The following is a 22,858-nucleotide window of genomic DNA, read 5'->3' as shown; positions in this document are numbered from 1 at the left end:
ATTCGTACATGGCACATGTCTTGCGATAGCTGTCGGGTATTCAGCTGAATTAAGACCTGCCATGCGCCTCCTTCGACTGCTCTCCTGGCTTATCTCACCCCTCGCCCTGCTCGCCACCTGGGCGCTGGTGGCCCATCTCGGCATTTTCCCGCGCAACCTGCTGGTACCACCGGCCCAGGTGCTGCAAACCTTTGAAGAGCTGCTTGCCAGCGGCGAACTGCTCGACCACCTGGGCAACAGCCTGTCGCGCCTGGGCCTGGGGTTTGGGATCGGCTCGCTGTGCGGCCTGGCCTTTGGCGTGCTGATGGCGCTGTCGAAAAACGTCGAGGCGTATTGCGGCCCGCTGTTCCACACCCTGCGCCAGATCCCGAGCATCGCGCTGATCCCGATGTTCGTGCTGCTGTTCGGCATTGATGAAACCTTCAAGATCATCATCGTCGCCAAGACCGCGTTTTTCCCGGTGGCCCTGGCGGCCGGCGAAGGCGTGCGCGGCATCCCGCGCAGTTACTTTGAAGTGGCCGATGTGTATCGCCTGCGCTGGCCGACGTTTGTGCGCCTGGTGGCCCTGCCCGCCGCCGCGCCGCCGATCATCACCGGTTTTCGCATCAGCCTGACCCGCGCCTGGGTGGTGCTGGTGGCCACCGAGTTGCTGGCGGCCGACAGTGGCCTGGGGCAAATGATCGAAATGGCCCGGCAGATGCTGCGCATCGATGTGGTGATGGTCGGCGTGGTGGTCACCGGAGTGATCGGCTTCGGCCTCGACTACGGCTTTCGACGCCTCGAACAACGCCTGTTCCGTTGGCAGACCCGTTAGGAGTTCACCATGCTGCCCTTGTTGAAAAAATCACGCGGCCTGTTGCTGCCGCTGCTGTTGGTCCTGGCCTGGGAATACGCCTCGCGCCAAAACGCGGCAGGCGCGTATGCGTTTGTGCCGCTGTCGGCGATTGGCGCCGCGTTGTGGGAAATGCTCGGCAACGGCGAGTTGCTGGTCAACCTGCTGGCCAGCCTGGCGCGCACCAGCACTGGCCTGGTGCTGGGCAGCCTGTTCGGCGTGACGCTGGGGGTGCTGATGGCGCTGTCAGGCGTGGCCAACCGTTTGATCGGCCCGCTGTTCCATTCGATTCGCCAGGTGCCGATGCTCGGCTGGATCCCGCTGATTGCCATGTGGTTCGGCAACGGCGAGTTCTCCAAGGTGCTGATCGTCAGCCTCGCGGCGTTTTACCCGATGGTGCTCAACACCTATCAAGGCTTCAGCCATGTGGAGCGCCGCTACCGTGAAGTCGGCCAGGTGCTGGTGCTGACGCCGCTGCAACAGTTCACCCAAGTGCTGCTGCCCGCTGCGTTGCCGAGTATCGCCACTGGCGTATTGCACGCCCTGGCGTTTGCCTGGGTCACGGCGATCGGCAGTGAGCTGTTCCTGTCCTCCGGCGCCGGCCTGGGCAACTTGATGATGAACGCCGAAGCCGGCTCACGCATGGAAGTGATCGTGCTGAGTGTGCTGTGCATCGGTTTGCTCGGCTACTTGATGACGCTGTTATTCACCCTGCTGAGCCGCCACCTGTTGCGCTGGCGCAACCTCCGTTGAAAGGTCCCGATATGAATGCCATTGCCCACCACACCCTCCACCAGCACGTGCAGACCGGCGCCCTGCAGATTCGCGGCCTGAACAAGGCCTATCGCATCGAAGGCCGCGACCTGCCGGTGTTGCAGGACATCCACCTCGACGTGCGCCCGGGGGAGTTCATCAGCATTGTCGGCGCCAGTGGCTGCGGTAAATCCACCTTGCTGCGTCTGATCGTCGGGCTGGAAGCCGAGTATCAGGGCGACATTCTGCTGGACGGCAAGCGCATTGCTGCCACAGGCCTGGAGCGCGGCATTGTGTTCCAGGATCACCGCCTGTTCCCGTGGATGACCGTCAGCCAGAACATCGCCCTGGCCCTGAAAAACCACACGCTGCCCCAGGCCGAAAAAAGCCGTTTGGTGACCGAGCACATTGCCTTGGTGAACCTCACAGGCTTCGAGAACGCCTACCCCCATCAACTTTCCGGTGGTATGGCACAACGTGCGGCAATCGCGCGGGCGCTGATCAACACACCCAAGGTGTTGCTGCTGGACGAACCCCTGGGCGCCCTGGATGCGTTGACCCGCGTGCACCTGCAACGGGAGCTGCAACGTATCTGGGTGCAACAGCGCTGCACGGTGATCATGGTGACCCACGACATCGAAGAAGCGCTGTACCTGGGTGACCGGGTGATTGTGATGGACGCCCACCCCGGGCGGATCAAGCATGAAATCCGCGTCGCCCTGCCCCACCCACGGGACCGTGCCTCGCCGGTGCTGCAAGGCTACAAGGAACAGTTGCTGGAGGAACTGGTGGGCCACTGAGGCCAAAGCGCATGTGACAGACGGAACTTTACAATTTGTCTTGATATGGATATTTTATCCAAACATAGACAACAGGGCTTCCGTGCCCGGGTACTTTTCCAGAGGTCCGTCCCATGCAACTGTCCACCTACCACGACGTCATCGCCGCCGCCCAGCGCCTGGAAGGCTTTGCCCATCGCACGCCCGTGTTCACCTCGCGCACCCTGGATGCCGAGACCGGCGCCCAGGTGTTCATCAAGTGCGAGAACCTGCAACGCACCGGCTCGTTCAAGTTTCGCGGCGCGTTCAATGCCCTCTCGCGCTTTGACGAGCCGCAGCGCAAGGCCGGGGTGGTGGCGTTCTCTTCCGGCAACCACGCCCAGGGCATCGCCTTGGCCGCGCGCCTGCTGCAGATGCCGGCGACCATCGTCATGCCCACCGATGCGCCGGCAGCCAAGGTCGCAGCCACCCGTGAATACGGTGCCAGCGTGGTGTTCTACGACCGCGTCACTGAAGACCGCGAGCAGATCGGCCGGACCCTGGCGCTAGAGCACGGCATGACCCTGATCCCGTCCTACGACCACCCCGACGTGCTCGCGGGCCAAGGCACCGCCGCCAAGGAACTGCTGGAATTCACCGGCCCCCTGGACGCGCTGTTCGTTGGCCTGGGCGGCGGCGGCATGCTCTCGGGCACCGCGCTGTCGACCCGCGCACTGGCGCCGGACTGCCTGCTGTATGGCGTCGAACCCGAGGCCGGCAATGACGGCCAGCGTTCATTCCAGACGGGCAGCATCGTGCACATCGAGACCCCGGCCACGATTGCCGACGGCGCTCAGACCCAGCACCTGGGGGAGTACACGTTCCCGATCATCCGTGACCAGGTTAACGACATCCTCACGGTGTCCGACGCGCAACTGGTGGACGGCATGCGCTTCTTCATGCAGCGCATGAAGATGGTGGTAGAGCCCACCGGTTGCCTGGGCCTGGCGGCCTTGCGCAATGCCAATGGCCGGTTCAAGGGCCAGCGCGTGGGCATCATCGTCACCGGTGGCAACGTCGACATCGAAAAATACGCGAGCCTGCTACAAGGCTGACCCGCACCCCGCACACACCTGATTAATGGCCGAAAAGCGCCCGCCGAGGCGCTGACGGCCCCGCTTTGCCTGCTGAAAACTGCCGCCGATAAAAAACGCCCGGGCGTGCCCCGGGCCTCAACAACAAGAGGTGCTTATGAAAAACCGTTACCTGGCCCGGGCCATCGTGATTGCGATCCTCCTGGGTGTACTGGTGGGAGCCGTGTTGCATGCGCAACTGGATGCCGACACCGCCAAGACCCTCGCCGGTTACTTCAACCTGGTGACCGATGTGTTCCTGCGCCTGATCAAGATGGTGATCGCGCCGCTGGTGCTGGCCACGCTGATCAGCGGGGTCGCGAGCATGGCCGACAGCGGCGCCATTGGCCGTGTGGGCCTCAAGGCGATGAGCTGGTTCCTGCTGGCCTCAGTGGTGTCGCTGCTGATCGGGCTGCTGCTGGCCAACCTGTTCCAGCCCGGCGTGGGGCTTGGCCTGAATACGCCCACCAGCGGCGCCAGTGGTTTGAACACCGCCAGCTTCAACCTCTCGGGCTTTTTGTCCCATGTGTTCCCGCGCAGCATCGTCGAGGCCATGGGCAATAACGAGGTGCTGCAGATCGTGGTGTTTTCGTTGTTCTTCGGTGCGGGGCTGGCGTTTGTCAAAGGCCAGGGCAAGTCGAGCATCCTGAACGTGCTCGAAGAGCTGACCCAGGTGATGTTCCGCATCACCGAGTACGTGATGTGGGTGGCGCCGCTCGCGGTGTTTGCGGCCATCGCCGCCACCATCAGCCTGTACGGGCTGGGCATGCTGGTGAGCTTCGGCAAGTTGATCGCGCAGTTCTACCTCGGCCTGGCGCTGCTCTGGCTGGTGATCGGCGGCGCTGGCTACATCGCGCTGGGCGCACGCTTCAAGCGCCTGTTGCACTTGCTGCGCAGCCCGGTGTTGCTGGCGTTTTCCACGGCCAGCAGCGAGGCCGCCTACCCCAAGACCATCGCCGCCCTCGACAACTTCGGCTCGCCCAAGCGCGTGACCAGTTTTGTACTGCCCCTGGGTTACTCGTTCAACCTCGACGGCTCGATGATGTACCAGGCCTTTATCGTGATGTTCATCGCCCAGGCCTACGGCATCGACATGAGCTTCGGCCACCAGGTGATGGTGCTGCTGACCTTGCTGGTGATCAGCAAAGGCACGGCCGGCGTGGCCCGTGGCTCGCTGGTGGTGCTTGCGGCCGGCTTGCCGATGGTGGGCCTGCCGGAAGCCGGTTTGCTGCTGATCCTGGCAGTTGACCCGATTCTGGACATGGGCCGCACCGCCACCAACGTGTTCGGCTGTGGCGTGGCCACGGCAGTGATCGGCAGCACCACACCCGACGAACAGCCTCAACCTGCTCCCCTTCCCTCCCTTGCTTGAGACCACTATGACTCTGCATCACACCCCAAACGCGTCGCCGCCTGCCGGCCATTATTCCCAGGCCGCCAGCCACAACGGAACGCTGTACATCTCCGGGCAATTGCCGGTGAGCCCCGACGGGCGCCATAACTTGTCGGCCCCGTTTGCCGAACAGGCCCAGCTGGCGTTGGATAACCTGCTGGCAATTTTGCAGGCCGCCGGCGGCACGCCCCAGGACCTGGTGAAGGTCACGGTGTATGTGGCCGGGGTTCGGCACTGGCCGGAATTCGATCGCGTGTACGCCGCCGCGCTGGGCGAGCATCGGCCGGCACGGGCGGTGGTGCCGGTGCCGGAGTTGCATCATGGGTACTTGGTAGAAATTGAAGCGGTGGCGCGCTACTTGGCGTAGGTGTAGACCGCCGCGCGCGACACGCCCAGGTGCGAGGCCACGGTCTCCATGGCCCGGCGCACGTCCATGCACCCGGAGTCCTTGAGCTCCTGCATAAGCAGGCGCCGGTCTGCGGCCTTGAGGGCTCGCGGGGTGGTGGCCAGGCGCGCGGCGAACTGGTCGATGCGCGCACGGATGGCATCGGCCCCGGACGGGTCCAGGGATTCGCCGGGCTTGTCGCCGCTCACCGAGCCGAACTGTTCAAGCAGGCCCTGCAAGCCACGGAACAACGACAGGTCGACGTTCATGCACAGGGCCGCCACGTATTGGCCGCTGGCGTCCTTGATGCCGATGGAGGTGCTTTTGACCTGGCGGCCATCGCTGAACTGGTTCTGGTAGTTGGCAATGATTTGCGGGTACTCGGGGTCGGCGATGCGCGCCAGGCCCAGCTCGGTGGCCGGATCGCCCGGCGCACGGCCCGAGAGGTTGTTGTGGATGGCCAGGATCGCGTGCTGCGGGTCGCGCAAGTCGTGCAGCACCACTTCGCAGAACGGGCTGAAGGTTTGGCTCAAGCCTTCGGCGATCTGTTCGAGCTGGCTGATCAGGGTGGTTTCTTCAAGCGAGGTCTTTTTCATGCAAGACAACATATCCAGTCCTGGACAGGGCGTCAATTTCGACCCTGCCCCCTATCATGGAGCTTCAACCATGGACACCCCTGCCGCACTGATTGATACCGTGAAAATGCAGCGCAATCTCCGGCGCATGCAGCAAAGGGCCGACGCCCTGGGCGTGCAGCTGCGTCCGCATGTCAAAACCCATAAGTGCGCCCAGGTGGTGGCGGCACAAATCGCGGCGGGCGCCCGAGGCATCACGGTGTCGACCCTCAAGGAAGCCGAGTATTTTTTTGATCTGGGCATCCCTGACATTCTCTACGCAGTGGCGATGGCACCGCATAAGCTGCCTCAGGCCCTGGCACTGCGCCGTCGCGGTTGTGCCTTGACGCTGATCACCGACAGCCTCGCCGGGGCCCAGGCGATTGTCGATTTCGGCCGCGAACAGGGCGAAACCTTTGCGGTGATGATCGAGATCGATTGCGACGGCCATCGCTCCGGGGTCAAGCCGCAGGATCCCGTCTTGCTGGAGATTGCCCGCGTGCTAGGCGACAGCCTGGTGGGTGTGCTGACCCATGCGGGTGAAAGTTACGGGCTGGACACGCCCGAGGCCTTGCAGGCCATCGCCGAACTGGAGCGCTCCCGCTGCGTGGAAGCGGCCGAGTGCATTCGTGCCGCCGGGATGCGTTGTGGACAGGTGAGCGTGGGCTCCACGCCGACTGCGCTGTCGGCGGTGAGCCTGGAAGGCGTCACCGAACTGCGTGCTGGTGTGTATGCGTTTTTCGACCTGGTGATGCACAACATCGGCGTATGCCGCACGGATGAGTTGGCGCTGAGCGTGCTGACGACGGTGATTGGGCACCAGCCGGAAAAAGGCTGGATCATCACCGACGCCGGCTGGATGGCAATGAGCCGGGACCGTGGCACGCAAACGCAGAAGCGCGATTTTGGTTATGGCCAAGTGTGTGACGAGGCCGGTGAGCTGATCGATGGGTTGCTGTTGAGCAGTGCCAATCAGGAGCACGGTGTGGCGCAGTTCCAGGGGCACGGGGTGGAGGTGGTTGCACAGTTTCCACTGGGGACACGCCTGCGAATTTTGCCGAACCATGCGTGTGCCACAGGGGCGCAGTTCGGCAGTTACAACGCGGTGTTGGAGAGTGGTGACGTAGAGGTGTGGGAACGCTTGCGCGGCTGGTAAACCCAGCATGCCCATCGATGGGTTGCGATACGCCGGGATCTGTAGGAGCCCGGCTTGCCGGCGATGGCGTCCACGAGGCGTGTGCATGACTCAAAGGCCCCATCGCAGGCAAGCCAGCTCCCACAGAGAGAGGTGATGCACCGGGCATTGTAGGAGCCCGGCTTGCCGGCGATGGCGTCCGCAAGGCCTGCAGAAGATTCGAGGGCCCCATCGCCGGCAAGCTGGCTCCTACATACCTGTTGGGTATCATCTGATACTCACTTGATATTAGACGCCAACAAAACAGAGGGGTGAAACTAGCGCCAACTATAAAAATACCTAAAGAGTATAACCATGCCCTCCCATTCCTCCTGGATCGTCCTGTCCATCACCGGCCTGTACATGTTCAGCCTCGCGCTGATCAGCTACGGCGTGCGTCGGCACTCGCGCAGTGCCACTAACTACACCACCGGTGGCGGGCATTTCCCGGCCTTTTTGATTGGCTTCCTGATGCTCTCGGAGTTCATCGGCACGGCGGTGAGCATTGGTACCGCGCAGACCGGGTTCAAGGTTGGCTTGTCGGCCGCGTGGAACCTGTTTGCCCTGGCCCTGGGCTTTGTGCTGTTCGCCTGGTTGCTGGCGCGCAAGTACAAGGAGTTGGGCGACAACACCATCTCCGGCGTGCTCTCGCGCAACTACGGCCAGCGCACGCGCTTTGCCACGTCCATCATCACCATTTTTGCCCTGGAGATCGTCGCCGTGTCGATCTACGCCAGCGGAGGCGCGGTGTTGGCGAGCGTGATGCAAGTGGACCGCACCCTGGCCATCGTTATCGTCGGCGTGGTCTCGGTGGTGTACGTGAGCATCGGCGGCATGCGTTCGGTGATCTACACCAACTTTGTACACGCGGCGCTCAAGTACCTGGGGGTTGGCCTGGCACTGTGGTTCGGCCTTAAGCAGGTGGGCGGCATCGGTCAGTTGCAGGCGCAGTTGCCGGCCAGCATGTTCGAATGGACCACTGTGGGCTGGGGTCAGATCATCGCGTGGATGATCGCCGGCATCGGTTCGATCTTCTCCACCCAGTACGTGATCCAGGCAGTCAACACCGTAAGCCATGCCGGCAAGGCCCAGCGGGCGTGTTTCTACGTGGCGGTGCTGATGGTGCCGTTTGGTATCGGCGCGGCGTTGATTGGGATGTGCAGCGCGGTGCTGTTTCCCCAGGTGGATTCGCTGCAAGCCTTTCCCAGCCTGATCGCCAGCATGGATCAACTGACCGCAGGCCTGGTGGTGGCGGGCCTGGCCGGTTCGCTGTTCGGCACCATTTCGGCGGTGAGCATGGGCTCGGCGACGTTGTTGCTGCGCGACTTTTACGAACCGTGGTTCAACCCGGAAAAAAGCGACGTGAAGAACCTGCGCTTCGTGCGCCTGGCGACGATTGCAGTGGGTTTGCTGCCCATTGCCCTGGCGCTGACCTCGGACAAGGTGCTGATGATCGCCTTCCTCGGCAAAGCCCTGCGCGCATCCCTGGCAGTACTGGTGTTGCTGGTGTTCTATGCACCACGGTTTGGCACAGCGACGGGGGCGTTCCTGAGCATCATTGCGTCATTGGTGGCGACGGTGGGATGGTTTCTGGCGGGGAACCCGTGGGGGGTTGATAACGCCTACGTGGCGTTGCTGACGCCGTTGATCATCATGAGTTTGAGCCATGTGATGCAGCGCCCCACCCCGTTGACCACACAAGCCACCTGACCTGTAGGAGCCCGGCTTGTCGGCGATGGCGTCCGCAAAATCAACACATGATTTGAGGGCCCCATCGCAGGCAAGCCAGCTCCCACAGGGCGACGGGTTAGCCGGCGTCTTGCAGGATCAGGTCGGCGCCCTTCTCTGCCACCATCAACACCGCCGCGTGGGTGTTGCCCGAGGTCACGTTCGGGAAGATCGACGCATCGACGATGCGCAGCCCCTCCAGCCCATGCACCTTCAAGCGCTTGTCCACCACCGACACCTGCGGGTCCGAGCCCATGGCGCAGGAGCCGCACAGGTGGTAGATCGAGCCGCTGTTCTCGCGGAAGTATTGCAGCATTTCTTCGTCGGTCTGCACCGCCGCGCCCGGCAAGACTTCGGCCACGGTGATGCCCTTGAGCGCCGGCGCTTGCATGATCTTGCGCATCAACCGGCTGCCCTGGATCACCTCGTCGATGTCCTTCTGGGTGCTCAGGTAGTTGGGGTCGATCAGCGCCGCATCACGCGGGTTTTTCGAGGCGATGCGGATGGTGCCCCGGCTGGTCGGCCGGCACGGGTTGAAGCACAGCAGGAAGCCGGAATACGGCTCGGGCTTGAGGCTGGCCTTGTTGTTTTTCGGGATCTGGTACGACAGCGGGTTGAAATACAGCTGCAGATTCGGGTCTTTCTGCTCTTCGTTGCCGCGAAAGAAACCACCGGCCTGGTTGACGCTCATCGCCAGTGCGCCCTTGCGGGTGAACAGGTATTTGAGGCCCAGCTTGAACTGGCCGAACAACGAGCTGAGCTCATCGTTCAAGGTCGGGATATTCGCCTTGTAGTAATAGCTGGCGCACAGGTGGTCCTGCAGGTTTTCACCCACCGCCGGCAGGTGCTTGACCAGCGGAATATTGTGCTCGGCCAGCAGTTGCTGATCGGCCACACCGGACAACTGCAGGATCTTCGGCGTGTCTACCGCGCCAGCGCAGAGAATCACTTCCTTGCGCGCGGTAAACGTGCGGCTCACGCCATGCTGGGTCACGGCAATGCCAGTGGCCCGTTGCTGGTCGTCGAACAGCACGCGGTCGACCAGGGCATGCAACTCCACCGTCAGGTTGGAGCGCCCCAGCGCCGGGTGCAGGTGCGCAAAGCTGCTGGAACTGCGCTCGCCGTTGCGGGTGTTGACGTCATAGAGACCGGCGCCTTCGAAGTTCGGGCCGTTGAAGTCGTCGCTGTGGGCATAGCCCAGTTGCTCGCAGCCCTTGAGGAATACGTCGCAGATTGGATGGGTCTGGCCCTTCATCGGCGTGATGCTGATGGGGCCGCTGCTGCCGTGGTATTCGGTGTCGCCCAGCGGGTGGTTTTCCAGCTTGCGAAAGTACGGCAGTACGTCTTTGAAGCCCCAGCCGTCGTTGCCGTTGGCCGCCCAATCATTGAAGTCATGGGCCTGGCCACGCACGTAGATCATCGCGTTGATCGAGCCCGAACCGCCCTGCACCTTGCCCCGTGGGGCGTAGATGGCGCGGTCGGCCAGCTGCTTTTGCGGCTGGCTGTAGTACATCCAGTTGAAGGTCGGGTTGTAATACATCTTGGCGAAACCGACCGGGATCTTGAACCACCAGGAGCTGTCCTTGCCGCCCGCTTCCAGCAGCAACACGGAGTGTTCGCCCGAGGCGGACAGCCGGTTGGCCAGGACGCAGCCTGCGGCGCCAGCCCCGGCGATGATGTAGTCATATGTCATTCACGGTTACCGCGTAGTCGTTTTTTTTAGCCCTTGGCGGGCGAAGTGTCTTTTACGTCAGCCGGTGTGGGCGCCATTTGCAGGTGCAGGCGCTCGCCGGTGTACGGCGTGTGTTTGCGCACCACGTCCATGTTCAGCTCCACCCCCAGGCCCGGCTCGGTGGACGGGATGATGTAGCCGTCCTCCCATTGCAGCGGCTTGGTGAGGACTTCGGCATGGAACCCGCCCCAGGTCATGATGCTTTCCTGGATCAGGAAGTTCGGCGTGCAGGTGGCCAACTGGAAGCTGGCGGCCGCGCCAATCGGCCCGTTGTACAGGTGCGGGGCGATCTGCGCGTAGTAGGCCTCGGCCATGCTCGCGATCTTCTTGGCTTCCAGCAGCCCGCCGCAGCGCGCCACGTTCATCTGCAGGATCGACGCGCCACCGGCTTGCAGCAGCTTGAAGAATTCGTACTTGGTGGTCAGGCGCTCACCGGTGGCAATCGGGATGCTGGTCTTGGCCGCGACCTGGGCCATGGCGTCTTCCTGGCCTGGCGGCACCGGTTCTTCGAACCACAGCGGGTCGTATTTTTCCAGGCGCTTGGCCAAACGGATCGCCGACGACGGCACCATCTGCCCGTGGGTGCCGAACAGCAGGTCGCATTTGTCGCCCACTGCTTCGCGGATCTTGCGGCAGAAGGTTTCGCAACGCTCCAGCACTTCCAGCGAGATCTGGTGACCGGAGTACGCGGTGTATGGGCCGGCCGGGTCGAACTTCACGGCGGTGAAGCCCTTGTTCATGTTCTCGATGGCGCACTCGGCCGCCAGGTCCGGGTCGTCGTAGTCGTACTCACCCTTGCTGTTGACCGGGTACAGGTAGGTGTAGGAGCGCAGGCGCTCGTTGACCTTGCCACCGAGCAGTTCGTAGACCGGCTTGTTCGCCGCCTTGCCGATGATGTCCCAGCAGGCCATTTCCAGACCGCTGACCACGCCCATCATGGTCAGGTCCGGGCGCTGGGTGAAACCGCTGGAGTAGGCCTGGCGGAAGAAACGCTCGATGTGGTGCGGGTCATGGTTGAGCAGGTAGCGCTCGAACACGTCCTCGATGATCGGCAGCATGGCCTTGGGGCCGAAGGTGGCGGCGTAGATCTCGCCGACGCCTTCGATGCCGCAGTCGGTCTTGAGCTTGACGAACAGCCAGTACATGCCGCCGATGTGCGGCGGTGGAACGGCAACGATATGGGTTTCAAGGGCGACGATTTTCATCTCAGGCACCTGTCTGGTTGAATTTTTTACGGTTGATACGGGCGCGCAGGGTCAGGGCCGCGAGGGTGCCGAGCACGCCGATGAAGGCGATGTAGCCGAAATACAGGTTGTAGCCGGCCTTGCCTGGGTAGGTGTCGGTCAGGTAGCCATTGATCAGCGGGATAAACGTGTCGGGCAGATAACCCACCACCGAGACGATGCCGATGGCCAGCCCGGTGATGCGCAGCGGGATGTCACAGCTGTCGAGGATCGCCCAGTACAGGCCACGGATCGCGTAGGTCATCAGGCCGATGAAGATCACGGTGCCGATCAGCAGGCCCAGGCTGTTGAACGCCGGGAACACGATCAGCCCGACCATCGCCAGGGTCACCAGCGCCAGGGCGACGATCAGCACCGCGATGTTCGAGAACTTGTCCCCCAGCCAGCCGCCACCGATGCCGCCGATGGGGCGCATCCACAGCTTGATGGTGGTGATGGTGCCGGCCATCACGGCGGTCATGCCGCTGCCTTGCAGGTAGTCGGAGAAGCTGTAGGTGGCCCAGAACATGTGGTAACCACAGAACACGATGGCGGTCACCAGCCACAGCTCGGGGATTTTCACCAGGGTGGTCAGGTCGGCGATCAGGTTGAACTTGCCCTTCTCCACCGCGGCGGTCTCGGCCAGGGACTTGGGGTCCTTGAGCAGCACCAGGCCGCAGCCGATGGCGATACAGATGAACGAGTACATGTACACCACATGCTTGAAGCCTTCGGCGGCCGACTCGCTGCGGGTCTCGGTGGCGTAGGCGAACAAGCCCAGGGCGACGGTGGCGAGCAAGGCTTCCACCAACCCACGGCCGCCGTCGAGGATGCCGAAGAAACGGCCCTGCTCGGTGTGGTGGGCAATCATCTTCACGCGCTTGAGCACCGAGGCCCAGAACGTCAGGCCGGTGGTCAGACCCCAGCAGCCGAAGATGATCATCAGGCCGGTCATCGACGGCACGCTGGCGTACCACAGGCCCAGTGCGCCGGTGGCGACCAGGGAGAAGAAGATCAGGAAACGTGGTGGCAAACGGTCGGCCAGCCAGCCGCTGGGCAGGTAGCTGAGCAGAAAGATCGTGCCCAGCATGGAGTACAGGTAGCCCAGCTCGCTGTGGTTGATGTGGAACACTTCCAGCATGGTGGTCTGGTAGACCTGGCGCAGGTAGAGGATCGGGTAGATCGCCCCGGCGGCCAGTACCAGCAACAGCAATTGGACGTAGCGACTGGCTTTGTCGCTGTTTGCCGCGGACACGGCAACGGAAACCTGGGCAACGGGTGCAGGCTTGGACATCGTGTGGACCTCAGGCACCCGATGCGCGGGTGCCCTGATAATTGTTTTTATTGAAGGTGCAGCAGGTGTTCGTGGATCAGTACTTCATGACCACCAAGCGGGTCTGGGTGAATTCAAGCATCCCGTGCTTACCGTCATCGCCGCCCAGCCCTGAGCGTTTCCAGCCGGCGTGGAACCCTTGGTAAGGGTCGGCCGGGGTGCGATTGACGTACAACTCGCCGGCTTCAATGGCATTCGCCACTTTCATCGCCGTGCGGTAGTTCTCGGTGTAGAGCACCGACGACAGGCCGAACTGATGGTCGTTGGCCATGGCCAGCGCTTCATCGATGTCGCGGTACTTGAGCACCGGCAACACCGGGCCGAAGATTTCTTCCCTAATGATTTCCATGTCCTGGCGGCAGCCACTGAGCAGGGTCGGCGGGTAGAAATGGCCCGGGCCCTCGGGCAGCACGCCGCCTGTTTCCAGTACAGCACCGGCGGCGACGGCGCGCTCGACCATGGCGTGGATATTCTTTTGCGAACTGGCGTTGACCAGCGGGCCCATCAGGCTGGCGTCGGTTGCGCGATCGCCAAACTTCACCGCACTGATCTTTGTTTTCAGCAAGTCCAGGAACCTGTCATAGACAGCCTCGTGCACGTAGACACGCTCCACCGCCGTGCAGAGCTGGCCGCAGTGGGTGGTCTTGGAGGCGACGATGGCGCTGGCGGCCTTTTCCAGGTCGGCGTCGGCTTCGATGATCGCCGGGGTCTTGCCGCCCAGTTCCAGGGACGGCTTGGCGATGTTGGCCTTGCAGTAATCCAGCACGATGCGCCCGGCATTCACGCTACCGGTGAGGGTAATCAGGCCCACCGCTTTGTGGGTGCAGACGCTGGCAGCGGTGCCGTGGTCCATAGTCAGGATATTGATCACGCCTGCCGGAATGCCGGCCTTGACCACCGCGCGGGCAATCTCGAAGGCCGACAGCGGCGTGTTGTTGCTCGGGCGCACCACCACGGTATTGCCCGCGATCAACGCCGGGGCGATCTTGCGCAGCAGGGTGTAGACCGGGTAGTTGAACGGAATCAGGCAGGCCACGACGCCAATCGGCTCGCGTTGCAGGAACAGGTTTTCGTCCGGGGTATCGCTGGGGATGATCTCGCCTTCGATACGGCGCGCCCATTCGGCGTGGTAACGGGTGATCTGGGCGGCGTAGCGCGCTTCGTTGCTGGCGTCGCTGACGCTCTTGCCCGACTCGCTGGCCAGGGCCGTGCCGATGGCTTCGGCGCAAGCGTCCAGAGCATCGGCAAAGGCCCGCAGGTGTTCGGCGCGTTCGATACTGGTGAGCTTGCCCCAGGTTTTCTGGGCGATGGCGGCGGCGTCGACGGCGGCAATCGCCTCATCGGCGGTGGCCGCGCTGACGTGGCCCACCAGGGTTTCGGTGGCCGGGTTGTAGACGGCGATCAGCGCGTCGCTGGCAGGTTCGACAAATTGACCGTTGAAAAAATTGCGCTCGAGTTGCATGTGGTTCGCCCAACGTTGTTGTTATCCGAGTGACATGCAGTTTTGTCATCGGCCAGCCGTTGGACAAACGATTTATTGCGTGGGGTAACGTGCGAAAAATGCAGGTTAGTCGGTTTTGGCCCTCACAAGCCGCGTTGGCGCAGCCACTGCAGGAAGCCCTTCTTCACCGGCACCACCGGCGCCTCCTGGGTCAGGGCCTGCGCGGCGTGCACGCGGAAATCGAGCAACGCCTTCATCGCCTCGCTGATGTCGTGGCGCGCGTCCAGGCACGGCTTCAAGTATTCCTTCTCGATGCGGTACAGGGTGCAAAAGGTCTTCGCCGAAAAATCCGCCAGCGCGGCCTGGTCCGACAAGATCCCCGCCTCGCCAATCACCTCCCCCGGCCCCATGCGCCCGGCCTCAAACTTATGGCCGCCCTTGATCAGCATCACCGAGACCACGCCGGACTCGACAATGAACAAGTGATCGCTGACCTCCCCGGCCGGCAAGATCATCTCGCCGGTGCGGTAGGTGTGCAGGGTCATGTTCTGGCTGAAGGTGTCTTTTTCTTCCTGGCGCAAGGTGGAGAAGATCGACGAACGCTCCAGCAACGCCCGCGCCGCAGACATGGCCGGCGGTGCACTGCTTTCAGTGGCCGACAACAGCCCCACCCCCGCTGCCTGCAGGTGCCGGAACGCCAGGTCGTACAGCTGATTGCGCACCTCGCGCTTGAGGGTCATGGTCGGCACGAAACCACTGATTTCGTATTCGACGCCGCCACTGGCAGAGGTCTTGAACGCCACGCTGGGCGCCGGTTTGGCCAGCAGCGGCCGGCAACCCTGCATCGCCCGCTCCAGCGCCTCGATCACGATTTGCGGGCGCGCATGAGGGCTGACTTGCAGGCTGACCGACAAACCGAACATATCGGCCGGACGCGAAAAGTTGATGATCTTGGCCTTGGCCGCCAGGGAATTGGGGATCACCGCCAGGCTGCCCTGGGAGGTTTGCAGACGCGTGGCGCGCCAGTCGATGTCGGTGACCCGGCCTTCGGTGCCGTCGATGGAGATCCAGTCATCGATCTGATAAGGCTTGGTGGTGTTGAGGACGATCCCGGAAAACACGTCGCTGAGGGTGCTTTGCAAGGCCAGGCCGACGATGATCGCCACCGCGCCTGAGGTGGCGAGCACACCCTTGACCGGCAGGTCGAGCACATAGGCCATGGCGGCAATGATCGCGATCAGGAAGATCACCGCGCCCATCAGGTCCTGCAACAGCCGCCCGGTGTGGCCGACCCGCTGCATCATGATCGTGCCGAGCAACACCGTGAGGGTGCGCGCCGCGAACAGCCACCAGCCGATCTGCAAGGCCGTGGCCGCCAGGTGCAAGGCCGTGTTGTCGGCATAGGGCGCCATTTGCATGGGGTTCATGCCGTCATTGAACAGCACGGCGCTGTACACGGCGAAGATCGCCAGGCGTGCGGCGAGCTTCCAGCTGGCGAGGTTGACGGAGATGAGGCGCCACACGGCGATGTCGATAAAGATCAGCGCCAGGGCGCACAGCATCGGGTGTTCAGCGATAAATGAGGGCATCCAGGCGGCTCCAGGGGACATGCCGAGAAGATCGCATGAAATGAAAACGCTGGAAACAAAATGTGGGAGCTGGCTTGCCTGCGATGCAGACGCCTCGGTGTATGAGTTACACCGCGCTGATGCTATCGCCGGCAAGCCGGCTCCTACAGGGTTTTGCGGTGAGCGGTCAGGCGTGCATCTGGCCGAATTTGCCCGAGTGGAAGTCCTCGAACGCCTGGTGGATCTCCTGCTCGGTATTCATCACAAACGGGCCGTGGCCGACGATGGGCTCGTCGATCGGCTCGCCGCTGAGCAGCAGCACCTTGGCGTCGTCGTTGGCTTCCAGGGTGAGCTGGCGACCATCACGCTCGAACAGCGCCAATTGGCCTTGGCGTGCGACTTCTTCGCCGTTGACCAGCACCGTGCCGCGCAGGATCACCAGCGCGGTGTTGCGGCCGGCGTACAGGTCCAGGGTGACCGGTTTGCCGGCGTTGAGGCGCAAGTCCCAGACGTCGATAGGCGTAAAGGTGCGCGCCGGGCCCTGGGCACCGGCAAACTCACCGGCGATCAGGCGCAGGTGCCCTGCGCCGTCAGCCAGGGGCAACACAGGGATGTCGCCGTCGACAATCGTCTGGTAACCGGCGTCGGCCATTTTGTCCTTGGCGGGCAGGTTGACCCACAGTTGCACCATCTCCAAGGCGCCGCCGCGACGGGCGAAGTCTTCGGAATGGAACTCCTCGTGGATGATGCCCTTGGCCGCCGTCATCCATTGCACGTCGCCAGGGCCGATTTTGCCGCCGGCACCGGTGGAGTCGCGGTGTTCGACCTCGCCGTCATACACGATGGTCACGGTCTCAAAACCGCGATGCGGGTGTTGGCCGACGCCGCGACGTTGTTCGGTGGGGGTGAAATCGGCCGGGCCGGCGTGATCCAGGAGCAGGAATGGGCTGATGTGCTTGCCCATCGAGTCGTAGGAAAACAGCGTGCGCACCGGGAAGCCGTCACCGACCCAATGGGCGCGGGGGCTGGTGTAGATGCCGATCAATTTTTTCATGGTGTACCTCCAAAGTGAGTACACCTTAAGTCGGTTGGCCGGTGAGCACTAGCCGGCAAAAGCGGCCTTGATCGTTCTATGTATAGGACAATCCCTTGACCTGGCGCTGACGCAGCAGGTGAAACGCGATAAAGGCCGTCACCGCAAAACAGGCCTGGATGATGATCATCGGCGCGGCACTGCCATCGCGCAGCTGGCTTAACAATACGCCGCTGCAGGTAGCGCCGAACATCTGCGCAAAGCCCATCAAGCCTGCAGCCAGACCCGCGCGGTGCGCATTGGGCATGACGCCACCGGTGACCGAGCCCGGCAACACCAGGCCACCGCCAAGGGTGACCAGCGCGATCGGAACATCCAGGCCAAGTACCGATAAGCCGAACAGCTCGTAAATGGCCACGGCGGACACGCCGCCGACAGCCACCATTGTCACACCGATCGCCACAATCCGCTGCGGGCCCAGGCGCATGATGTTGCGCCGGGTATAGGTGGAGCCAACGATGAGCATCGACACGATCAGGCCGAAATTGATGCCGTACTCCAGACTGCTGAAGCCCAGCAGATTGATGAACACGGCCGAAGAACCGGCAATCACCGCAAACATGGCGCCATAGGTGCACGCCAGGGCCACGGCGAATGCGCGGTATTGGCGGCCCTTGAGCAGGTCCAGGTATTGCCCGCCCAGCGTGCGCCAGTGGCCGGCCTTGGGATCGAGGAAGTGGTTGCTCTCGCGAAAGAACAGCAGGGCCAGCAGTAACACCACGCTGCCGATCACCAGCGCCAGGATGATCGGCGCATGCCAACCGAACAGCTTGATCAACAGGCCACCGACCATCGGTGCCACCACAATGGCGTAGAGCATGCCGATCATGGTGCAACACGCGCGCTGCGATGAATTGGTGAATGTCGTGGACCAACAGCATCGACAAGGTCGCCAGCACGTAAAGCACCAGGCCGCCGATCAGAACCGGGCGACGGCCAATACGGTCCGACAGCGGCCCGAACAGCAATTGCCCAAGACCGAAGGCCGCCACAAAGGCCGACAGCGCCAGCAGCGCCGAGCCCGCTGGCGCCGCCAGTGCGTGCTCGATAGCGCCGAGGCCGGGAATGATCAATTGGGTCGAAACCTCACCCAAGGCGGTAAGGGCAACCAGTAGAAACAACAAGCGGCGTGACGGTACCGGGGCGTTTGCCATGGGGAATATCCGGGGGCTGGATTAATTTATATTTCGACCATAATATGCGTAAAAAATTATATCCATAATTTTTTGCCCACTGGTTACCCCCGGAGCCCGTCATGAACCTTCTCCCCCTGCGTCTTCTCACGCCCCTGGCCCTGTTGATCACCCTCAGCGGCTGCAACAGCAAGGCTGACACCGCCGCCGAAGTACCCCTGCCCCGCCCTGTACTGGCCGCCAATGTCGAAGCCGCCGGCACCCAGCAAAGCGCCTACACCGGCGTGGTGGCGGCGCGCACGGAAAGCGACCTGGGCTTCCGGGTCAGCGGCAAGGTCATCGAACGCAAGGTAGACCCGGGCCAGCACGTATCCCGTGGCGACGCCTTGCTGGTGCTCGACATCGGCGACTTCGAGCTGGCCCTGCGTTCGGCGAAGAACCGCGTCAACGCCGCCCAGGCGCAGCTGCGCCAATGCCGCGACGATGAAAACCGCTACCAGCGCCTGGCCAGCACCGGCGCCGTGTCGCGGCAGATCTTCGACCAGTCGGCGACCAACCTGCGGGTGGCCGAAGCCGAACTGGCAGCCGCACAATCCGACGCCAGCCAGATCGAAAACCGCCGCACCTATTCCATCCTCAAGGCCGACGGCGACGGCATCATCACCGACGTGCGGGTCGACCGTGGCCAAGTGGTCGCCGAAGGGCAGATCGTCGCGCGCCTGGCCCATGACGGCGCCCGTGAAGCCATCGTCAACCTGCCGGAAAACAGCCGCGACCAGGCCTCACAGAAAGCCCTGGCCTTCCCCTTCGGCGCCCCGGACCAGGCCGTCACCGCCACCTTGCGCGAGCTGTCCGCGAGTGCCGACCCCACCACCCGCACCTACCGCGCCCGCTACGTGCTGCACGGCGCCGTCGACCGCTTCGCCCTCGGTTCCACCATCACCGTACGTCTGCAAGGCAACGGCCAGGCCCAGCAAACCCGGGTGCCCATCGGCGCGTTGCAGGATTCGGGACAAGGCACCGGCGTGTGGCTGATCGGCGCGGACGACAAGGTCACCTTCGCCCCGGTGAAAGTCGCCAGCCTCGGCCAGGAAGACGCCCTGCTCGACAGCGGCGTGACGCCCGGCCAGACCATCGTCGCCCTCGGCGCGCACTTGCTGCACAGCGGTGACAGCGTGCGCCTGCTGCCGGCCCAGCAATTGGCCCTCAACCGTAAACAGGACCACTGAGCATGCGCGGCATCAACCTCTCGGAACTGGCGGTCAAGCACCGCGCCGTCACGCTGTTCCTGATCATCGCGATCCTCGCGGCCGGGATCTTCTCGTTCGGCAAGCTGGGGCGCGCTGAAGACCCCTCGTTTACCGTCAAGGTCATGACCATCACCGCCGCCTGGCCCGGGGCAACCGCCCAGGAGATGCAGGAGCAAGTGGCCGATCGCCTGGAAAAACGCCTGCAGGAACTGGATTACTACGACCGCGTCGAGACCATCGCCCAACCGGGCTTTGTCTCGATGCGCATGACCTACAAGGAGTCCACCCGGCCCAGCGAGATCCAGGACCTGTTCTACCAGACCCGCAAGAAGCTCAGCGATGAAGCCTCGAAACTGCCAAAGGGCGTGATCGGACCGTTCTTCAACGATGAGTATTCCGACGTCTACTTTGCGCTGTACGCCCTGGAGGCCGAGCACCTGCCTCATCGGCAACAGGTGCAAATGGCCGAGGACCTGCGCCAGGGGTTCCTCAACCTGCCGGGGGTGAAGAAGGTCAATATCCTCGGCGAGCAGGCGCAGCGCATCTTCGTCGAGTTCTCTTATGAACGCCTGGCGACCCTGGGCATCAAGCCCGACCAGATCTTCGCCGCCCTCGCCGCCCAGAATGCCGTGGCGCCTTCGGGCTTCGTGGAAACCGCCGGCGCCCGCGCCTACATCCGCATCGACGGTGCCTTCGACAGCCTGGCGTTGATTGAAAACGTGCCGCTGGAAGTCAACGGCCGCGTGCTGCGCATCGCCGATGTGGCCAGCGTCAGCCGAGGTTATGAGGACCCGCCCAGCTACCGCATTCGCCATCAGGGCGACCCGGCGTTGATGCTCGGGGTGATCATGGAGAAGCACTGGAACGGCCTCGAACTGGACAAGAGCCTCAAGGCCCAGGAAGCCAAAATCCAGGCCGACCTGCCCCTGGGCGTGAACTTCGCCAAGGTGTCTGACCAGGCGAAGAACATCAGCCTGGCGGTGAATGAGTTCATGCTCAAGTTCTTCGTCGCCCTGGCCGTGGTGATGGTCATCAGCCTGCTGGCCCTGGGGTTTCGCGTGGGCTTGGTGGTGGCCGCAGCGGTGCCGCTGACCTTGTCGGTGGTGTTCGTGATCATGCTGCTCACCGGGCGCGAGTTCGACCGTATCACCCTGGGCGCGCTGATCATTTCCCTGGGGTTGCTGGTGGACGACGCGATCATCGCCATCGAGATGATGGTGGTGAAGCTCGAAGAAGGCTTCGACCGGATCCATGCCGCGACCTTTGCCTGGAGTTCCACGGCGGCGCCGATGCTGACCGGTACGCTGGTCACGATCATCGGCTTCCTGCCCGTGGGCTTTGCGCGCTCGGGCGCCGGGGAATATGCCGGCAATATCTTTTGGATCGTCGGTTTTGCGCTGATTTCGTCCTGGCTGGTGGCCGTGGTGTTCACGCCCTACCTCGGCGTGAAACTGCTGCCACAGATCAAACCCGTGCCCGGTGGCCACGACGCGATCTATGCCGGACGCTACTACCAGAAGCTGCGCAGTTTGGTGGAGGCCTGCGTGCGCGGCCGTTGGCTGGTCACCGGACTGGTGGTGGCCGCGTTTGTGCTGTGCGGGCTGGGCATGGGGGTGGTGAAGAAGCAGTTCTTCCCCAACTCCGACCGTTCAGAGCTGATCCTGGAGGTGTACATGCCGCCGGGCAGTGCATTCAAAAGCACTGAAGCGGTGGCCGCGCAGCTGGAAAAAGCCCTGCTGGAAGAACCGCAAACCAGCTTGGTAGACGCCTACGTAGGGGGCGGCGCGCCACGCTTTTTCCTGTCGCTGAACCCCGAGCTGCCGGACCCGGCCTTTGCCAAGCTGATCGTGCAGACCCCGGACTCCCATGCCCGTGACGCCTTGAAGCTGCGTATGCGTGAACGCATCGCGGCGGGTGAATTTCCGTCGGCACGGGTGCGCGTGACGCAACTGCTGTTCGGCCCGCCAGTGCCGTTCCCGGTGGTGTTCCGTGTCTCCGGACCGAACGTGGACGTACTGCGCGGTCTGTCTGAAGAGGTGCGCAAAGTCGTCGCCGCCAACAAACTGACCAAGGACGCCTTCCTCGATTGGGGCGAGCGCACCAGCGGTTATCGCCTGGTGTTGGATCAGGACCGTCTGCGCCTGCTGGGTTTCACGCCCAATGAGGTCAAGTCGCAGCTCAATGCATTGCTCAGTGGCAACCCGATCACCGAAGTGCGCGAAGGTAACCGCACTGTTTCGGTTGTTGCCCGTGCCCAGGGCAACCAGCGGGAGAACCTCGGCAACCTGAACAACATGACCCTGACCAACAGCGCTGGCACCTCGGTGCCGCTGGCCCAGGTCGGGCATTTCCAGGCGGTGATGGAGGAGCCCATCCTCAAGCGTCGCAACCGCGCGACCACGATGGAAGTACGCGCCGACATCATCGACGGCGTGCAACCGCCCGACGTGGAAATGGCCGCCTACAAAGACCTGCAACCGCTGATTGCCAAGTTGCCGGCCGGCTACCAGATCGACATCGGCGGCCCCGTGGAAGAAAGCGCCAAGGCCAACGTCGCCCTGGCGGCGCTGTTCCCGATCATGATCCTGCTGACCCTCACGGTGATCATGTTCCAGGTGCGCTCGTTCGGCGTGATGTTCATGGTCTTCGCCACCGCCCCGCTAGGGTTGGTCGGTGCGGTGCCGACCTTGCTGCTGTTCAACCAGCCGTTCGGCTTCAACGCGATCCTGGGGTTGATCGGCATTGGCGGGATTTTGATGCGCAACACGCTGATCTTCACCGACCAGATCCGCCAGAACGAGGAACACGGCATGGCCATTCGCGAGGCGATCATCGAAGCCACAGTGCGCCGTGCAAGGCCAGTGATATTGACCGCGCTGGCGGCGGCGCTGGCGTTCATTCCGCTGACGCTGTCGGTGTTCTGGTCGTCGCTGGCGTATGTGCTGATCGGTGGGGTGTTGGTGGGCACGGTGTTGACGCTGTTGTTCCTGCCGGCACTGTGCAGTTTGGTGCTGGGCCGCAAGCGTACGAATGCTGCTGAAACCTCGCACGTAACGGCCGGATAAGCTCTACAGATATCGCCTGAAAACCACTGCAAAGTCCTTCGCCTGATCACACAGTGCGAAGGATTGCAGATGGATTTTCTTGTTAGCGCCCTGATTGCCGGAGCTGTCTCACACGCCTCTCTCATCGGGAGGCGTCGCGCATGACCAACGACTCCCACATAGCGTTTATCGAACACGAGCTGGATGGCTTCCATCAGAGCCTGGCGGAGTATCGCCAGCAGATGGGCACCTGGTACGCGCAGGCGTTGGA

At 63.0% G+C, this 22,858-nt stretch carries 17 protein-coding genes and 1 pseudogene; 10 read left to right on the top strand and 8 right to left on the bottom strand.

What is annotated here, in order from left to right; translation table 11 throughout:
• The first annotated feature begins 61 nt into the window (after positions 1-61).
• The 6 genes from HX792_RS27920 to HX792_RS27895 all read left to right on the top strand — a co-directional run bounded on the left by HX792_RS27920 (position 62) and on the right by HX792_RS27895 (position 5,236).
• Positions 62-814: an ABC transporter permease gene (locus tag HX792_RS27920; RefSeq protein WP_176999100.1), complete on the top strand. Its 753-nt coding sequence runs from the start codon at positions 62-64 to the stop codon at positions 812-814.
• A gap of 9 nt (positions 815-823) precedes the next feature.
• A complete protein-coding gene (locus HX792_RS27915) occupies positions 824-1,585 on the top strand; it encodes an ABC transporter permease (protein WP_176999099.1) in 762 nt (253 codons plus the stop codon).
• 11 nt (positions 1,586-1,596) lie between these two features.
• Positions 1,597-2,385, top strand: a complete 789-nt coding sequence (locus HX792_RS27910) for an ABC transporter ATP-binding protein (RefSeq protein WP_176999098.1) — start codon at positions 1,597-1,599, stop codon at positions 2,383-2,385.
• A 113-nt stretch (positions 2,386-2,498) separates the two neighbouring features.
• Positions 2,499-3,458, top strand: coding sequence for a threo-3-hydroxy-L-aspartate ammonia-lyase (locus HX792_RS27905; RefSeq protein WP_176999097.1), 960 nt, complete (start codon positions 2,499-2,501; stop codon positions 3,456-3,458).
• Between the two features lie 136 nt (positions 3,459-3,594).
• Positions 3,595-4,848 carry a dicarboxylate/amino acid:cation symporter gene (locus HX792_RS27900; protein WP_176999096.1) on the top strand — a complete coding sequence of 418 codons (1,254 nt, stop codon included), beginning with the start codon at positions 3,595-3,597 and terminating at the stop codon, positions 4,846-4,848.
• A gap of 7 nt (positions 4,849-4,855) precedes the next feature.
• Positions 4,856-5,236 (top strand): RidA family protein, encoded by a 381-nt coding sequence (locus HX792_RS27895; RefSeq protein WP_176999095.1) that lies wholly within the window; start codon positions 4,856-4,858, stop codon positions 5,234-5,236.
• Here the strand turns inward: HX792_RS27895 and HX792_RS27890 are convergent.
• Entirely contained in the window at positions 5,224-5,850 is a 627-nt protein-coding gene (locus HX792_RS27890) for a transcriptional regulator (RefSeq protein WP_176999094.1), read from the bottom strand. The two genes, HX792_RS27895 and HX792_RS27890, sit on opposite strands and share 13 nt — an antisense overlap.
• A gap of 70 nt (positions 5,851-5,920) precedes the next feature.
• On the opposite strand from HX792_RS27890, the gene HX792_RS27885 reads away from it, so the two are divergent.
• The gene (locus HX792_RS27885; protein WP_176999093.1) at positions 5,921-7,024 is read left to right on the top strand and encodes an alanine racemase; all 1,104 of its coding nucleotides are present in this window, start codon (positions 5,921-5,923) and stop codon (positions 7,022-7,024) included.
• 333 nt (positions 7,025-7,357) lie between these two features.
• On the top strand, positions 7,358-8,752 hold the full coding sequence (locus HX792_RS27880; protein ID WP_176999092.1) for a sodium:solute symporter family protein: 1,395 nt from the start codon (positions 7,358-7,360) through the stop codon (positions 8,750-8,752).
• 97 nt (positions 8,753-8,849) lie between these two features.
• On the opposite strand, the gene HX792_RS27875 is transcribed toward HX792_RS27880, so the two are convergent.
• From HX792_RS27875 to HX792_RS27845, 7 genes and pseudogenes are all read right to left on the bottom strand, one after another.
• Positions 8,850-10,463 carry a GMC family oxidoreductase gene (locus tag HX792_RS27875; RefSeq protein ID WP_176999091.1) on the bottom strand — a complete coding sequence of 538 codons (1,614 nt, stop codon included), beginning with the start codon at positions 10,461-10,463 and terminating at the stop codon, positions 8,850-8,852.
• Between the two features lie 26 nt (positions 10,464-10,489).
• Entirely contained in the window at positions 10,490-11,707 is a 1,218-nt protein-coding gene (locus HX792_RS27870; RefSeq protein ID WP_017135452.1) for a mandelate racemase/muconate lactonizing enzyme family protein, read from the bottom strand.
• 1 nt (position 11,708) lies between these two features.
• On the bottom strand, positions 11,709-13,019 hold the full coding sequence (locus HX792_RS27865) for a nitrate/nitrite transporter (protein ID WP_176999090.1): 1,311 nt from the start codon (positions 13,017-13,019) through the stop codon (positions 11,709-11,711).
• 76 nt (positions 13,020-13,095) lie between these two features.
• Entirely contained in the window at positions 13,096-14,520 is a 1,425-nt protein-coding gene (gene aldA, locus HX792_RS27860; protein WP_176999089.1) for an aldehyde dehydrogenase, read from the bottom strand.
• A gap of 122 nt (positions 14,521-14,642) precedes the next feature.
• Positions 14,643-16,088 (bottom strand): mechanosensitive ion channel family protein, encoded by a 1,446-nt coding sequence (locus HX792_RS27855; RefSeq protein ID WP_176999088.1) that lies wholly within the window; start codon positions 16,086-16,088, stop codon positions 14,643-14,645.
• A gap of 166 nt (positions 16,089-16,254) precedes the next feature.
• Positions 16,255-17,121 carry a pirin family protein gene (locus HX792_RS27850; protein WP_176999087.1) on the bottom strand — a complete coding sequence of 289 codons (867 nt, stop codon included), beginning with the start codon at positions 17,119-17,121 and terminating at the stop codon, positions 16,255-16,257.
• A gap of 76 nt (positions 17,122-17,197) precedes the next feature.
• Positions 17,198-18,314 (bottom strand): annotated as a pseudogene (locus HX792_RS27845) (MFS transporter).
• 101 nt (positions 18,315-18,415) lie between these two features.
• Between HX792_RS27845 and HX792_RS27840 the strand changes: the two are divergent.
• Positions 18,416-19,522 carry an efflux RND transporter periplasmic adaptor subunit gene (locus HX792_RS27840; RefSeq protein WP_176999086.1) on the top strand — a complete coding sequence of 369 codons (1,107 nt, stop codon included), beginning with the start codon at positions 18,416-18,418 and terminating at the stop codon, positions 19,520-19,522.
• 2 nt (positions 19,523-19,524) lie between these two features.
• Positions 19,525-22,608 carry an efflux RND transporter permease subunit gene (locus HX792_RS27835; protein WP_176999085.1) on the top strand — a complete coding sequence of 1,028 codons (3,084 nt, stop codon included), beginning with the start codon at positions 19,525-19,527 and terminating at the stop codon, positions 22,606-22,608.
• Positions 22,609-22,858 lie beyond the last annotated feature (250 nt).

The sequence above is a fragment of the Pseudomonas sp. B6002 genome, assembly GCF_013385985.1.
Classification (GTDB): domain Bacteria; phylum Pseudomonadota; class Gammaproteobacteria; order Pseudomonadales; family Pseudomonadaceae; genus Aquipseudomonas.
The sequence above is the reverse complement of the archived record's forward strand: the minus strand, read 5'-3'. Positions and strand labels throughout refer to the sequence as shown.

Excerpts from the sequence above, each read along its gene's own strand:
- HX792_RS27920 (WP_176999100.1), top strand. The coding sequence starts at position 62 with ATGCGCCTCCTTCGACTGCTCTCCTGGCTTATCTCACCCCTCGCCCTG.
- HX792_RS27915 (WP_176999099.1), top strand. The coding sequence starts at position 824 with ATGCTGCCCTTGTTGAAAAAATCACGCGGCCTGTTGCTGCCGCTGCTG.
- HX792_RS27910 (WP_176999098.1), top strand. The coding sequence starts at position 1,597 with ATGAATGCCATTGCCCACCACACCCTCCACCAGCACGTGCAGACCGGC.
- HX792_RS27905 (WP_176999097.1), top strand. The coding sequence starts at position 2,499 with ATGCAACTGTCCACCTACCACGACGTCATCGCCGCCGCCCAGCGCCTG.
- HX792_RS27900 (WP_176999096.1), top strand. The coding sequence starts at position 3,595 with ATGAAAAACCGTTACCTGGCCCGGGCCATCGTGATTGCGATCCTCCTG.
- HX792_RS27895 (WP_176999095.1), top strand. The coding sequence starts at position 4,856 with ATGACTCTGCATCACACCCCAAACGCGTCGCCGCCTGCCGGCCATTAT.
- HX792_RS27890 (WP_176999094.1), bottom strand. The coding sequence starts at position 5,850 with ATGAAAAAGACCTCGCTTGAAGAAACCACCCTGATCAGCCAGCTCGAA.
- HX792_RS27885 (WP_176999093.1), top strand. The coding sequence starts at position 5,921 with ATGGACACCCCTGCCGCACTGATTGATACCGTGAAAATGCAGCGCAAT.
- HX792_RS27880 (WP_176999092.1), top strand. The coding sequence starts at position 7,358 with ATGCCCTCCCATTCCTCCTGGATCGTCCTGTCCATCACCGGCCTGTAC.
- HX792_RS27875 (WP_176999091.1), bottom strand. The coding sequence starts at position 10,463 with ATGACATATGACTACATCATCGCCGGGGCTGGCGCCGCAGGCTGCGTC.
- HX792_RS27870 (WP_017135452.1), bottom strand. The coding sequence starts at position 11,707 with ATGAAAATCGTCGCCCTTGAAACCCATATCGTTGCCGTTCCACCGCCG.
- HX792_RS27865 (WP_176999090.1), bottom strand. The coding sequence starts at position 13,019 with ATGTCCAAGCCTGCACCCGTTGCCCAGGTTTCCGTTGCCGTGTCCGCG.
- aldA (WP_176999089.1), bottom strand. The coding sequence starts at position 14,520 with ATGCAACTCGAGCGCAATTTTTTCAACGGTCAATTTGTCGAACCTGCC.
- HX792_RS27855 (WP_176999088.1), bottom strand. The coding sequence starts at position 16,088 with ATGCCCTCATTTATCGCTGAACACCCGATGCTGTGCGCCCTGGCGCTG.
- HX792_RS27850 (WP_176999087.1), bottom strand. The coding sequence starts at position 17,121 with ATGAAAAAATTGATCGGCATCTACACCAGCCCCCGCGCCCATTGGGTC.
- HX792_RS27840 (WP_176999086.1), top strand. The coding sequence starts at position 18,416 with ATGAACCTTCTCCCCCTGCGTCTTCTCACGCCCCTGGCCCTGTTGATC.
- HX792_RS27835 (WP_176999085.1), top strand. The coding sequence starts at position 19,525 with ATGCGCGGCATCAACCTCTCGGAACTGGCGGTCAAGCACCGCGCCGTC.